The organism is Paenibacillus sp. JT31N11 (assembly GCF_056269285.1).
The window spans coordinates 182859-195574 of the sequence record NZ_JBWDNQ010000013.1 but is presented as its reverse complement, the minus strand read 5'-3'; the positions used below and the strand labels follow the sequence as shown (position 1 = coordinate 195574).

Sequence of the window (12716 nt, the reverse complement as noted above, 5' to 3'; positions counted from 1 at the left end):
TGAAAGACATGAATCAATGGGTGATCCAAACAAATGGGCTATGCAAGAAATACCGCGGGCGCTACGCGGTGTCGAACCTGAATTTGAAGATTGGCCGAGGGGAAATCTACGGCTTTCTCGGGCCCAACGGGGCAGGCAAAACGACCGCGATCAAAATGATGCTGGGACTAATCAAACCTACGAAGGGCTCGGTCAATCTGTTCGGTCTGGAGCTGCGGAAAGAGCGGCTACGCATTCTGCGCAAGGTGGGATCGCTTGTTGAATATCCCTCCTATTACGGGCATCTGAGCGCGGTGCACAACTTGGAGGCGGTGCGGCGCATATTGGATATTCCGGGACCCAAAATAGCCGAGGTGCTGGAAATTGTCGGTTTGACGAAGGAGTCGGCCCGTCCGGTCAAGGGATTTTCGCTCGGGATGAAGCAGCGCCTGGGAATCGCAAGCGCACTGCTTGGCAGCCCGGAGCTGCTCATTCTGGACGAGCCCACGAATGGACTGGACCCTTCCGGGATACTGGAAATCCGCGAATTGATCAAAAGCATGCCGAAGCAGCATGGGATTACCGTCCTGGTCTCCAGCCATATGCTGAGCGAGGTGGAGCAGATGGTCAATACTGTCGGGATAATCCGGCAGGGTGAGCTGGTTTTCCAGGACACGATCGGGAATTTGCGGCAGCAGGCGAAGGGCGCGATTACGCTGGTGGTGTCGGAGCCGGACAAGGCGCTGGTGGCCATGCATGAGCAGGGCGTGCGCGCCAGACTCACGGATAGCGGAATCGTCATGGAGCAGGCAGGCGACGATACGGTTGCAGTGATGGTCAGATGCCTGGTGGAGCGGGAGCATGACGTATACCGCGTGGAGGAAAGAAAGAAATCGCTTGAAGATCTCTTCCTGCAAATTGTGGGGGAGGTTCGAACATTATGATAGCCAAAGCGTTCTCGGCTGACCTGTTGAAAATACGCGGCAAAGGGATCTGGCTGCTCGCTGTTGTGGGACCGGCAGGGCTGATCGCCATGCAGGCGGTTAATTTTGGCCTTCGTTATGATTACCTCACCAAGCAGCATGCGGATGATCTCTGGGGCGGACTGCTGAATAATATTCTGGCCTTTGTGCCGGTCTCTCTGTTCATGGGCATTACGCTCATCTGCTCGCTTACCGCGAATATCGAGCATGGCATGAGCTCGTGGAAGCAGCTGCTTGCCCTGCCGATATCAAGAACGGCGGTATTCGCCGCCAAATTCGCCGTCGTGCTCCTTGTACTCAGCTTGTCCTGTGCGCTGTTGGCAATTGGAACGCTCATTCTTGGGGTTCTGCTGGGGTTCGGTTACGATTTCCCGGTTGGCGCTCTGTTAAAGCTGTGTTTCTTCCCGTTTATCGCCTCATTCCCGGCACTGGCGCTTTTTCTGTGGATGACCTTAACCTTCCGGAATCAGGCTTTGCCGGTTTCCATCGGGTTATTGATGGCGGTGGCTTCATTATTCTCTATGTATTTTACGGAATGGGCGCCCATCAGCTGGCCGCTTCTGGGGTATACGGGACCTCACCGGCTGCTGTTTGTCGGTGCGGGACTGGCGCTTGGATTTGTTCTTTTGTTTGCGGGCAGTCTCCATTTCGAGAGAAAGGATGTGGAGTAAGATGTCATCCTTCCTCAGAGCGCTGGCTACGGAACGTCTGAAGCTGGTCAAATCCCGTATCTGGCTGCTGCTGCCGCTCAGTCCGCTGATCTCCGCGTTGATTGGAATCATGATCACCTTCAGGGCCGAAGATGCCGGAGCTCCTTATCAGGCACTAGTAATGGGGATGACACCTGTCCCCCACGCCATGCTGCTGCTGCCTATCCTTACCGGCATAATCTCCGCATCCGTCTGCCGGTATGAGCATGCTGGGGGCTGGAAGCTGATGCTGTCGCTGCCATTATCGCGATCGGGTCTGTTCTTTGCAAAATTTGTTGTTGTGGCACTGATGCTGGCTGTGGTGCAGCTGCTCTTACTGGCTGCCATACTGGCTGCCGCCTTGTATCATGGAATAGAAGCCGAGGTTCCCTGGTCCATACTGCTGCGGTGCGTGATCGGAGGATGGGTGGCATGTCTGCCTCTTGCCGCCGCCCAGCTGGGGGTATCGATTGCCTGGACCAGCTTCGCTGCCCCTCTTGTCATTAATGTGATGCTCACTCTTCCCAATATCCTGATCGTCAATTCCGCTAGATTTGCCCCTTTCTACCCATGGGCGCAGCCGCTGCTGGCGATGATGCCTTCCGGCTCCGGCTCAGGCGGCGTTGGTGGATTCATGATCCCTTATGAAAGTGTGATGATCACGGTTCTGGGCAGCTTTATGATCTTCTTCATGGCAGGCTTGATTTATTTGAACCGCAAGGAAATCTGACCGGTCTTCAAACAGACCCAATTGAGCCGCTTTAGGGTGGCTTTTTTGGGTCTGTTTGATATTTCCTGCCAATAAATATCACCCCGTACTTCTTACTGCAACAAGCTGCAGCTTGTTGTATAATAACGATCAACAATCGGCGGGAGGGTTGATCATGGATGCGGCGTTGGAACGATATGATGTTGAAGACCAAGATGTTCATCACCTTTTCTGTCGTTTTCCTGCTCACGGTGCTTCTGGCATGCACCATTTTGTATTTCAAAAATGTAAGCGATACCAAAAATCAAACCTATGCCTTATCCAGCACGATTACGAAGCAGTTCAGCCGCACGGTAGAGCTGTACATCCACGAGATGGAGGCGATGTCCGTCTCGATTTTCGGGGATCCTCTCGTGCAGCGCAATCTGCTCGATCACTATGAGACGGATAATCCGGTGGAGCAAAACCGCATCGAGCTTTCGCTGTCGAGCAGGCTTTACACCCTGATGCATCCGCAGCCGAAGGTGCAGAGCATATACTTGTTCACTTTGGACCGGTATGCCTATTATGTATCGCGCTCCAGCGGGCCGAAGCTGACGGACAGCCTGGAGAAAGAAGACTGGTATACCGGGCATGATTACGACTACAAGAAGAAATTTCTGCTACTGCCCACCGTAGTGGAGGACATCCATGATATCGAATCGCCGAAGGTCATTTCTTTTGTCCGCAGCATCAACCGCATTCCTTCGCGCAGCAGCATCGCCTTTATGAAAATCAACATCAACATCGATGTATTCCGGGATATGCTGGTCCAGTCGGACAGCAATGAGATGGAGAAGAATATGCGGGTGTTTATTCTAAACGATGAAGGAACGGTCGTATATGATAACAAGAATGAGCTGACAAGCGGCACACTGCAGAATCTGAGCGCTGCGATGCTGCCGGGTGGGAAAGCTTCTTCGGAGCTGACATGGAACGGCCGGAAATATCTGTATACGATCGACAGGTCCGCCTATACGGGCTGGAGAACCGCTGTATTGATCCCCAATGAGTATCTGCTTGCCCAGATCAAGCGCACACAGCTGATTCTGATCCTGGTGGGGTTTGCGGCGGTTATGATTATCGCGCTTGTTTCCTATATTCTGTCTTATCACATTACAATACCGCTCCATAATCTGATGAAGAAGATGATCCGGGTCGAGCAGGGCGACTTCTCGCAGCGGATGGAGGTCAGAAGCAATAACGAAATCGGCCGCCTGAGCCGGATTTATAACGATATGCTGGGCAGCATATCCCGTTTGATCAACGAAGCGTACCAGTCCAGTCTGGCGGAGAAGGATGCCCAATTATCGGCCCTGCAGGCCCAAATTAATCCGCATTTTCTGTACAATACCTTGAACATTATGAAATCCATCAGCCGCATCAAAGGGATTGAGGAAGTGGCGGAAATGTCGGAATCGCTGGCGGAATTGTTCCAGTACAGCATGAAGAATCTGCAGCATCCTGTTGCGCTCAAGGATGAGCTGGAGCATATCCGCTGTTATATGAACATCCAGCAGCACCGATTCTTTGACCGGTTCGAGCTCCACTGCGATATTCCCGACGAGCTGCTGCAGGCATCCATCTTGAAGCTGACAATTCAGCCGCTTATAGAGAATGCGATCATTCACGGTCTTGGCAAAACGAAGTCAGGAGGCGTCATCAGACTCCGGGCGCACCGAAGCAGCGGAATGCTTCAGATCGAAGTGACGGACAACGGCAGGGGGATGGACGAGGAGAAGCAACAGGAGCTGCGCAGCATGCTGCGCACCCCCATTCTGTCGGGAGAGCTTGATCACGACACACGCGGAATCGGCTTACTGAACATTCAGCAGCGGATTCAATTATTTTATGGCGGGAATTACGGATTACACATCATGAGCCTTCCAGGCGAAGGGACAACCGTCAAGCTGGAAATTCCATACCTTATACCTGCAGATGGAAAGGGAAGGGACGCGCATGAATATATTTCTCGTCGAGGATGAGCGCTGGGCGCTGGAGGAATTGAAGACCTTATTTCAGAGCTATGAAGAGGAGCACCGTATTTTTGCCTTCGAGAACGGGGAGGACGCTTTGGCTGGAGCAGCCAGGGCGCAGCCGCATCTGGTTCTGACCGATATCAATATGCCCGGGATGGACGGACTGGAACTGATCAGCGAGCTGAGCAAAGCCGATCCCGCGGTCAAAGGGATTATCCTGAGCGTTCATGATGAATTCGAGTATGCCCGGCAGGGGGTGAAGATCGGCGTTGTGGACTATTTGCTCAAGCCCGTCAAGAAGGATGCCTTGTACTTGAGCATCGATAAAGCGATAAGCGGCATCCGGAACGAGCAAAGACAGCGGGAAGAGCGGATGAACTGGTCCATCAGCCGGATGCTGTTCGCATCGTGTCCGGCGGAGGAAGAGATGGCTGCGCCGTTCTATGGGCATGGATATTTGATGGCACTGCTTCTGCTGGGAAACTGGGGAGCGCACAGAGGCTGGCAGGATACCGGTATCCGCAATAGCGAGCTGAGGAGCCAGATCGTTTTCGGCAGTGTCCGGGAGGAGGATATTCATTGTCTGGATCTGGATTCCCGGCGGAAAATCATCCTCGTTCCGGTTGCCGCCGACTCCGGCAAATGCGGCATGGAATCCAGACTGATCGCGCTTTTTCAGCGGATGGATGAGAGTGTTCAGCTCAGCTATGTTTTCAAGAACGGGAATGAGCGGCTCAGCAAATGCTTTGCCCTCCTGAACCGGAGGCTGGAAGAAAATATGCGGCTCGGCATGCCGACCTGCATTTCCCCCGATGCCCGGACAATGGACGTGGATATCAGCGGCATCTGGGATAAGGTGCGGATGATCGAAACGCTGTTCAGCCAGGGAGACCTCCGCAGGGGAACGGAAATGATCCACAAAATTACTGCGGAGCTGATGCGGAAAAAAATCACCATGCGGCAGCTGCAAGGTTTTATCCGTGATTTGCTATACTCCCTGCAGTTCAAATGGCGCCTATCGCAGCAGGGCCGGGTCGATCCGCCCAAGATGCAGGATGAGCTGCTGTCGAGTCTGAATGAGCTGACAAGCTACGAGGAGCTGAATGGATGGCTGAGCGCGAAAATTATGAATCTCCATCCAGGCCGGGAAAGCAAGGATATGAAGCCGAAAGGCATGATCCCTCTGCTCATGCAGTGGATACACAGCCATTATCAGCATAATATCTGCCTGCAGCAGTTTGCAGCGGATCATCATGTCAGCCTTGGCTATTTGTCCAAGCTCTTCAAGAATCAGACTGGCTGCACCTTCTCCGACTATCTGATTCATTACCGCATCGGCAAGGCGAAGATCCTGCTCACCGAAGGGATGGAACGGCTCTCGGATGTGAGCGGTCTGGTCGGTTATGAAGATGCGAAGCATTTCAGTCATGTGTTCAAAAAAATCGTGGGCGAATCGCCGCAGGCTTACGCCAAACGAACGAAATAGGGCTGAAAAGCAAAATCACCCTCCCAAAATAGCCAATCTACAGGTAGGCGGAGCATGGCAATCCCTCTAAACTTAATTCATACGGACTGCCATTCATACATGAATGCGCATACAAAAAGGGAGGACAAAAAAAGCATGCGAAAAAGAAGAAGCGTCATGACCATTTTTGCGGCCTGCATCTCGCTTATGATCATCCTGACAACCGGCTGTGGAACAAGCGGCACGACAAACAATGAGAATCCTGGCAACAGCAAGCCTGCCGGTACGAATGCAGCTGATGAAGGCGGCGGAAGCAGCGCGGAAGCGCCTGCCGCCAAGAAGGTAACATTAACGCTGATGGTCGGCAATACCGGAACGACCCTTGATGCGCTCAAGGTCGTGGCGGCAGAGGCTGAGAAGAAACTGAACATTGCCATTGAATTCGATATCAAGCCGGACGGCACGGAGGGCGACAATCTGGTTAAAACCCGTCTGGCTACAGGCGATATGGACGATTTGCTGGTGTACAATTCCGGATCGCTGCTGCAGGCGCTGAGCCCTGAGGAGAACTTTGCCGATCTGAGCGGCGAACCCTTCATGGCGGATGTGTTGGACTCCTTCAAAACGACGGTTACGGCAAGCGGCAAGGTGTTTGGCGTTCCGGTCGGCACGACGGTTGTCGGCGCCGTTCTGTACAACAAGAAGGTGTATGCCGACCTGGGACTTGAGATTCCACGCACATGGGATGAATTTATGGCCAACAATGAGAAGATCAAGGCGGCGGGCAAGACGGCGGTGATCGGCACTTACAAGGACACCTGGACCTCCCAGCTGCTTATACTCGGAGATTATTACAACGTCCAGTCGCAAAATGCATCTTTTGCGGACGATTATACGGCCAACAAGGCCAAATATGCGACCACGCCGGCAGCGCTCAGAGGCTTCGAGAAAATCGAGGACGTATACAAGCGCGGATATATGAACAAAGATTTCCTGGCTACCACGTATGATGCAGGGCTCAAAATGCTCGCGGAGGGCGACGGTGTGCATTATCCGATGCTCACCTCGGCGCTTGACTCGATCTTCCAGAACTTCCCTGACAAAATCAACGATATCGGCGTGTTCCCGGAGCCAAGCGACAGCGCGGACATCAATGGTCTGACGGTGTGGATGCCAAGCGCGCTCTATCTCAACAAGGACAGCAAGAATCTGGAAGCCGCCAAAAAGTGGACGGAATATTTCCTGTCGCCTGAAGGCCAGTCCGTCCTGTCATCCAAGCTCAAAGCATCCGGACCCTATCTGATTAACGGCATTGATCTTCCTGAAGACACCTATGCAGGGGTTAAAGAAATGCAGTCTTACTTTGATGAAGGCAAAACGGCGCCGGCGCTGGAATTTCTGTCCCCGGTCAAAGGCCCCAACCTGGAAAGTATTACAGTCGCTGTAGGCAGCGGGATCAACACCGCGGCGCAGGGCGCCAAGGATTACGACAAGGATGTCGAGAAGCAGGCGCAGCAGCTGGCGCTCCCCGGCTGGTGATGAAGCCATAGGCTAAAACCTATTAATACCCTGCAACTTCTGCTGCAGGGTATGTCTGTTCAATCGGAGCGCGCCGCGAGGGAAGGCCTCCCGGCGGCTTCTACTGTCCAAGAGAAAGGATGAGCGCATGATGAATACCGCCTCCAAGCGGATGTATTCGTATCTTTTTTTTCTGCTGCCTGCAGGTGTGATTTATTTTACCTTCTATTTGCTGCCGACGCTCCTGTCCTTCTTCTTCAGCACGACGAGATGGACGCTCACGAAATGGGAATTTATCGGCATGGACAACTACGTCACCTTCTTCTCCGAAACGGCGCTCAGCATCGGGTTTCGCAACACGCTGATCTTTGCGGTGGTCACCTGTGGATTGAAGGTGCTGCTGGGTTTGCTGCTAGGCGCTTTTCTGACTTCAAGAATTATCGCCAAAAATTATTTGCGCTCCGTTGTTTTCTTCCCCACGCTGCTCAGCACCATCGCCGTCGGGATTACCTTCTCCACGATGATGCATCCGTCACAGGGGATTATTAATGTGGCGCTGGGCGCGCTTGGCATCACAGGTCCCGACTGGCTCGGCAACACGCATATCGCTCTATTGTCGGTTGCCCTGGTTGATGTATGGAAGGGAGTGGGAATCGCCACCGTCATCTTCATTGCCGGGATAACGGCCATTCCCCAGGTCTACTATGAAGCGCTCAAAATCGACGGCGGCAGCAATCTTGCGGCCTTCCGCCATATTACACTGCCCCTGTCCCGTCCGGCGATGAACTCCGTCATTATTCTGGCTTTTATCGGGGGTCTGCGGACCTTCGATCTGATCTGGGCGATGACCAAGGGCGGGCCAGGCTTCACCACCGACCTGATCGCCTCCATTATCTACAAGCAGTATCAGGCCGGCTTCTACGGCCTTGCTACGGCGGGGAATGTCATCTTGTTCATCGGGGTATCGGTGCTTGCTTTCCCGCTATACAAGTTTCTGACCAAAAGCGAGGTAGACCTATGAGCGAACGTGCCAAACGGATTTCCGTCGGCTTTATTGCAGTTGCGGTGACCACGATTATATTCTGGGTGCCCTTTTACTTCGTCATTATCAATTCCTTCAAAAACCAGCAAGATGCGGCGCTGATGTCGATGACCTGGCCGAAATCCTTTGAAATTTTCAGCAATTACAAAGCCGTTCTCACGGCTGCCGACAATATGCTGCTGCGCGCCTTCTATAACAGTACGCTGCTCACGGTACTGTCGATCGTTATTCTCGTCTTCGTCAGCGCCATGGCCGGCTTTGTGCTTCAGCGCAGGGAAGGGGGCAGGGGATCGTCCCTGCTGAATTTCATCGTGCTGGCCGGGCTGATGATTCCGCCAGCTATCGTTCCGACGATCTGGGTGCTGGATTCGATCGGCCTGTTCAAAACATTGGCCGGCATTACGCTGGTCGAGGTCGCGCTGCATTTTCCGTTCTCGGCAATTCTATACAAGGCCTTCGTGGCCACGCTGCCCAAAGAAATCGACGAGAGCGCCTTTATCGACGGCTGCGGCGGCATACGCCTGTTTTTCCATATTATTTTCCCGCTATTGAAGCCGGTTACCTCAACGGTTGTGGTCCTGACCTCCATTAACGTGTTCAATGATTTCGTCAATCCCCTGTATTTCTTCCCGGGGGCGGACAATGCGACGGTGCAGCTGACGCTTTATAACTTTACCAGCCGGTTCACGTCCTCCTGGAATTTGCTGTTTGCCGATATCGTGCTGATCTCCATTCCGCCGCTCATTCTGTTTATCTTCTTCAATAAGAAAATAGTCGCGGGCATGACTGCCGGCGCTGTAAAAGGGTAAAATCTGCAAGCGCTTACCCATGTGCGCTGCAAATGGTCTCGATCGCATTAGTTATTGTCCCGATACGCCAAGATTTTTGGAGTGCGGTTGATTATGATGAGTACAAGAAACCGTTCTCATATCCATGTTGAACCTAAGGAGGCGATGCAGAATCAAGCCGATTGGTGTAGGGATTCTCGGATTTGCCCATGGGCATGTCCATGCGTACTGCGAGGAATGGAAGAAGCCGGAATACGGGATAAGCGTATTGGCGGGCTGGGATCACGATCCTGCGAGACTGGAAGCGGCAAGAAGCGCATTCGGGATAGAAGTCTATGCGAATGCGGATGAATTATTGAAGCGTGACGATATCCAGGCGGTGGTGATCGGCTCGGAAACCTCGAAGCACGCCGGGCTTGCAGAGCTTGCGGCATCGAGCGGCAAAGCAATAGTGCTTCAAAAGCCGATGGCGCTGACGATGGATGAAGCCAAGCGTATCGCGGATGCGGTTCAGACATGCAAGGTTCCGTTCACACTGGCCTGGCAGATGCGGGTCGATCCTCAGAATATGCAGATGAAAGAGTGGCTTCAGAGCGGCGAGCTTGGACGTGTGTTCATGGTCCGCCGCCGTCACGGCCTGCCGATGGGGCTGAGTCCGGATTTTGCCGACAGCTGGCATGTTAATCCCGCTCTTAACCGCGACATTTGGGCGGATGATTCCTCGCACCCGATCGATTTTATTCACTGGCTGCTGGGTGTGCCGGAGACCGTCACCGCCGAACTGGAGTCCTTATATAATCCGCGTATTCCGAATGACAACGGGATTGCTATTTTCCGCTATCCCGGCGGCCCGATAGCCGAGGTGAGCTGCTCCTTCACCTGCACGGCGGCGGAGAATACGACGGAGATCATTTGCGAGAAAGGCAGCATTATCCAAAATTACGGCGATGTGCCCAGCTGCAACGTAGCCCGCACCGCAGGCGCGGCAGGCTTGAAACGATACAGCGCCGGGAGCGGCGGCTGGATTGAAAGCGATATACCTTCTCCAGACAATCATAGTCACCGCATCCGCGGACTGGCAAAGCCGCTGGCTGAATTTCTCCGCGGCGAGCGCGCTCCGCTGGCGACTGCCGAGGATGGAATGATGTCGCTGCGAATGGTTCTGGCTACTTATGTATCGTCGCGGGAAGGACGCCGTGTCGCATTAAGCGATAACGCCATCCAGAATGCGTAGATCTCAAAAAAACCAAATAGGAGGCAACTGAAAAATGGCCGTTAAAATTGGCATTGTAGGGATGAATGGAATTGGCAACAACCATGCGAATTGTTATAGAGAGGATGAGCTTGCTGATCTGGTAGCAGTCTGTGATGTGGTGAAGGAGCGCGCCGATGCCGCAGCTGAGAAACATGGCGTAAAGGCTTATTACAGCCTGAAGGATATGGTGGAGAATGAGCCGGATATCGAAGTGATCGATATAACGACAGGCGGCATCGACAACGGCAGCTGGCATTTTGAGCCGGCTATGGAAGCCATCGGATACGGCAAGCATGTTCTGGTTGAGAAGCCGCTGTGCCACGACATCCGCGAAGGGCGGGAACTGGTCGCTTTTGCCGAGAAGCAGAAGGTGTATCTGGGCTGCAATCTGAATCACTATTTCACCCCGCCGGCTGAAAAAGCCAAGGCATACATGGAGAGCGGCGATATCGGCGAATTGGTGTACTGCATGGCCAAGATGGGCTTCAACGGGGGAGATCTGAATTATGGACTTGCGGGATCGCCGAAGATCAAGGGCCATCCATATTTTCATATGAAAGCGTTTCTGACTCATCCGCTCAGCGTTATGCGTCATTTCTGCGGCGATATTACGCATATTCAAACCTTCTCCGACCGTCCTGGCTTCCGCCGCAGCGCGGGAGACGTTATGGTATCGATCAACAGCATTCATATGAAATTCGCTAATGGCGGCGTAGGCTATCTGCTCAGTCAGAGAGGAGACGCGGTATACGGACTTGGCGGCTGGTGGAGCCTGGAGGTTGCCGGCTCGAAGGGTACCTTCTGCATCGAGAATTGCGTGGAGAAAATCTCCTACTGGAAAGCGGAGAAGGGCATTCCGGCGATAAGCGTTCAGCCTGAGGCCATCGTGACGGATTACGGCACCAATGATTTCAACCGCACATTCAACAACCGGCTTCACGCGTTCCTGGAGGATGTGTCCAACCGTGTGTCGTTCGACCAGCTTCGCGCCAATGGAAGAGACGCGCTTGCCGTTCTGGAATATACCTTTGCCGTCATTGAATCCTATGAGAGCGGCGGAGAGGTTGTTCGTCCGCATCCGCTGCCGCCGCTGCACGGAGATCCGATGTTCATGAAATAGCATCATCCATCCATATATTACTGAAGGAGTGTTCAATACTTATGGTCAAATTAGGCGTAAACTCTGTACTTTTCAAATCGTTCAGCTTCGCCGAGGCGGCAGCTGCAATTGCGCGCTCCGGCTATGACGGCGTGGAAATATCGGCTATCAAAGGCATGTGCGAGCATCTTGATCTTGACCGCTGGCAGGAGCAGAAGGATGAGCTGCAGGTCATCGTGAAGGAGAACGGACTAAAGTTCCTGTCCATGGAGGTCGCTTCGCTGGACGAGGAAAGATTGACCAAGGCATTCGAGGCCGGTGCGGCCATCGGAATTCCCGTCATCAACGTTGGACCCGGCGGAAAATCCGGCAATGAGGAGGATCTTGCAGCATCGATCGCCAAATTGGCCCATCTGGCGGAGAAAGCCGCCTCTTATGGAGTCACGCTGTGCGTGAAGGCTCATGTCGGCAATGCGATTGACAATACGCCGACGACGCTTGCTGCCATGGAAGCTATATCCTCGCCGGCTTTCGGGATAGATATGGACCCGAGCCACATCCACCGTTCCGGTGAAAACGCGGAGGAAGCACTGCCGGCTGTGCTCAGCCGTGTGAAGCATGTACACATACGCGACTGCAAAGGCCGCGCGCAAGGACCCGGCCCGATTGAGCTGCAGGCTTGCGGACGGGGCGATATCGATCTGTTCGGCTACTGCAAGGCGATGGTAGACGGCGGCTATGACGGCCCCGTTGTACTGGAGGTCATCGGAGCCGGACCGGACCACACGATCGATCAGGTATCGATCGTGGCGGCGGAATCGTACGGGTATTTGAATGCCTGCCTGAAGAAGCTAGGCGGCAGATAAGGAGCCGCAAACGCAAGTACCGAAAAGCGTAAATAACGGTTAGAAAAGCGGAGCCGCTTCAGGAGTCCTTTGATCTTCCGATTGCTGTTGTACCCCTGAATTTTTTTATTTTGGATACCTTTATCTGTTAAATTCGGGGTACAAAGGCAAACGCTTCGCTTCTCCAGATTCAAATGCCGCCTTCCGCTCTCGTTTTTCCTTTGGATGACTTATTGTCGCAAACCTGTTCCAGGCTTTTGCTTACGAAGTGAGTTCTTGCTTGATGCTGCTGAATACCGGCAGATCAGGTAAAGCCTCGCAAAAAA

11 protein-coding genes are annotated in these 12716 nt (G+C 53.4%); all 11 read left to right on the top strand.

The window, feature by feature from the left end; genetic code table 11:
* Positions 1–8: 8 nt before the first annotated feature.
* The 11 genes from AC0YNV_RS31585 (at position 9) to AC0YNV_RS31535 (ending at position 12411) form a co-directional block, all read left to right on the top strand.
* Complete coding sequence (locus AC0YNV_RS31585) at positions 9–923, top strand: ABC transporter ATP-binding protein (RefSeq protein WP_475771560.1); 915 nt, start codon at positions 9–11, stop codon at positions 921–923.
* The gene (locus AC0YNV_RS31580; RefSeq protein WP_475771559.1) at positions 920–1633 is read left to right on the top strand and encodes an ABC transporter permease; all 714 of its coding nucleotides are present in this window, start codon (positions 920–922) and stop codon (positions 1631–1633) included. The genes AC0YNV_RS31585 and AC0YNV_RS31580 overlap by 4 nt, the downstream gene beginning before the upstream one ends.
* 1 nt (position 1634) lies before the next feature.
* Positions 1635–2381, top strand: a complete 747-nt coding sequence (locus tag AC0YNV_RS31575) for an ABC transporter permease (RefSeq protein ID WP_475771558.1) — start codon at positions 1635–1637, stop codon at positions 2379–2381.
* 158 nt (positions 2382–2539) lie between these two features.
* Positions 2540–4384 (top strand): sensor histidine kinase, encoded by a 1845-nt coding sequence (locus tag AC0YNV_RS31570; RefSeq protein ID WP_475771557.1) that lies wholly within the window; start codon positions 2540–2542, stop codon positions 4382–4384.
* A complete protein-coding gene (locus AC0YNV_RS31565; protein WP_475771556.1) occupies positions 4359–5864 on the top strand; it encodes a response regulator transcription factor in 1506 nt (501 codons plus the stop codon). Before AC0YNV_RS31570 ends, AC0YNV_RS31565 begins: the two co-directional genes overlap by 26 nt.
* 135 nt (positions 5865–5999) lie before the next feature.
* Complete coding sequence (locus tag AC0YNV_RS31560; RefSeq protein ID WP_475771555.1) at positions 6000–7382, top strand: ABC transporter substrate-binding protein; 1383 nt, start codon at positions 6000–6002, stop codon at positions 7380–7382.
* Between the two features lie 130 nt (positions 7383–7512).
* Complete coding sequence (locus AC0YNV_RS31555; RefSeq protein ID WP_210040007.1) at positions 7513–8382, top strand: carbohydrate ABC transporter permease; 870 nt, start codon at positions 7513–7515, stop codon at positions 8380–8382.
* Positions 8379–9212 carry a carbohydrate ABC transporter permease gene (locus tag AC0YNV_RS31550; protein WP_475771554.1) on the top strand — a complete coding sequence of 278 codons (834 nt, stop codon included), beginning with the start codon at positions 8379–8381 and terminating at the stop codon, positions 9210–9212. Before AC0YNV_RS31555 ends, AC0YNV_RS31550 begins: the two co-directional genes overlap by 4 nt.
* 124 nt (positions 9213–9336) lie before the next feature.
* On the top strand, positions 9337–10425 hold the full coding sequence (locus AC0YNV_RS31545) for a Gfo/Idh/MocA family protein (RefSeq protein WP_475771553.1): 1089 nt from the start codon (positions 9337–9339) through the stop codon (positions 10423–10425).
* A gap of 34 nt (positions 10426–10459) precedes the next feature.
* Positions 10460–11566 (top strand): Gfo/Idh/MocA family protein, encoded by a 1107-nt coding sequence (locus AC0YNV_RS31540; protein ID WP_210039847.1) that lies wholly within the window; start codon positions 10460–10462, stop codon positions 11564–11566.
* Positions 11567–11607: 41 nt separating this feature from the next.
* A complete protein-coding gene (locus AC0YNV_RS31535) occupies positions 11608–12411 on the top strand; it encodes a sugar phosphate isomerase/epimerase family protein (protein WP_475771552.1) in 804 nt (267 codons plus the stop codon).
* The last annotated feature ends 305 nt before the right edge of the window (positions 12412–12716 follow it).

What these genes read in the sequence shown, in the direction of transcription:
- AC0YNV_RS31585 (WP_475771560.1), top strand. Translation starts at nt 9, where the DNA reads ATGAATCAATGGGTGATCCAAACAAATGGGCTATGCAAGAAATACCGC.
- AC0YNV_RS31580 (WP_475771559.1), top strand. Translation starts at nt 920, where the DNA reads ATGATAGCCAAAGCGTTCTCGGCTGACCTGTTGAAAATACGCGGCAAA.
- AC0YNV_RS31575 (WP_475771558.1), top strand. Translation starts at nt 1,635, where the DNA reads ATGTCATCCTTCCTCAGAGCGCTGGCTACGGAACGTCTGAAGCTGGTC.
- AC0YNV_RS31570 (WP_475771557.1), top strand. Translation starts at nt 2,540, where the DNA reads ATGCGGCGTTGGAACGATATGATGTTGAAGACCAAGATGTTCATCACC.
- AC0YNV_RS31565 (WP_475771556.1), top strand. Translation starts at nt 4,359, where the DNA reads ATGAATATATTTCTCGTCGAGGATGAGCGCTGGGCGCTGGAGGAATTG.
- AC0YNV_RS31560 (WP_475771555.1), top strand. Translation starts at nt 6,000, where the DNA reads ATGCGAAAAAGAAGAAGCGTCATGACCATTTTTGCGGCCTGCATCTCG.
- AC0YNV_RS31555 (WP_210040007.1), top strand. Translation starts at nt 7,513, where the DNA reads ATGAATACCGCCTCCAAGCGGATGTATTCGTATCTTTTTTTTCTGCTG.
- AC0YNV_RS31550 (WP_475771554.1), top strand. Translation starts at nt 8,379, where the DNA reads ATGAGCGAACGTGCCAAACGGATTTCCGTCGGCTTTATTGCAGTTGCG.
- AC0YNV_RS31545 (WP_475771553.1), top strand. Translation starts at nt 9,337, where the DNA reads ATGTTGAACCTAAGGAGGCGATGCAGAATCAAGCCGATTGGTGTAGGG.
- AC0YNV_RS31540 (WP_210039847.1), top strand. Translation starts at nt 10,460, where the DNA reads ATGGCCGTTAAAATTGGCATTGTAGGGATGAATGGAATTGGCAACAAC.
- AC0YNV_RS31535 (WP_475771552.1), top strand. Translation starts at nt 11,608, where the DNA reads ATGGTCAAATTAGGCGTAAACTCTGTACTTTTCAAATCGTTCAGCTTC.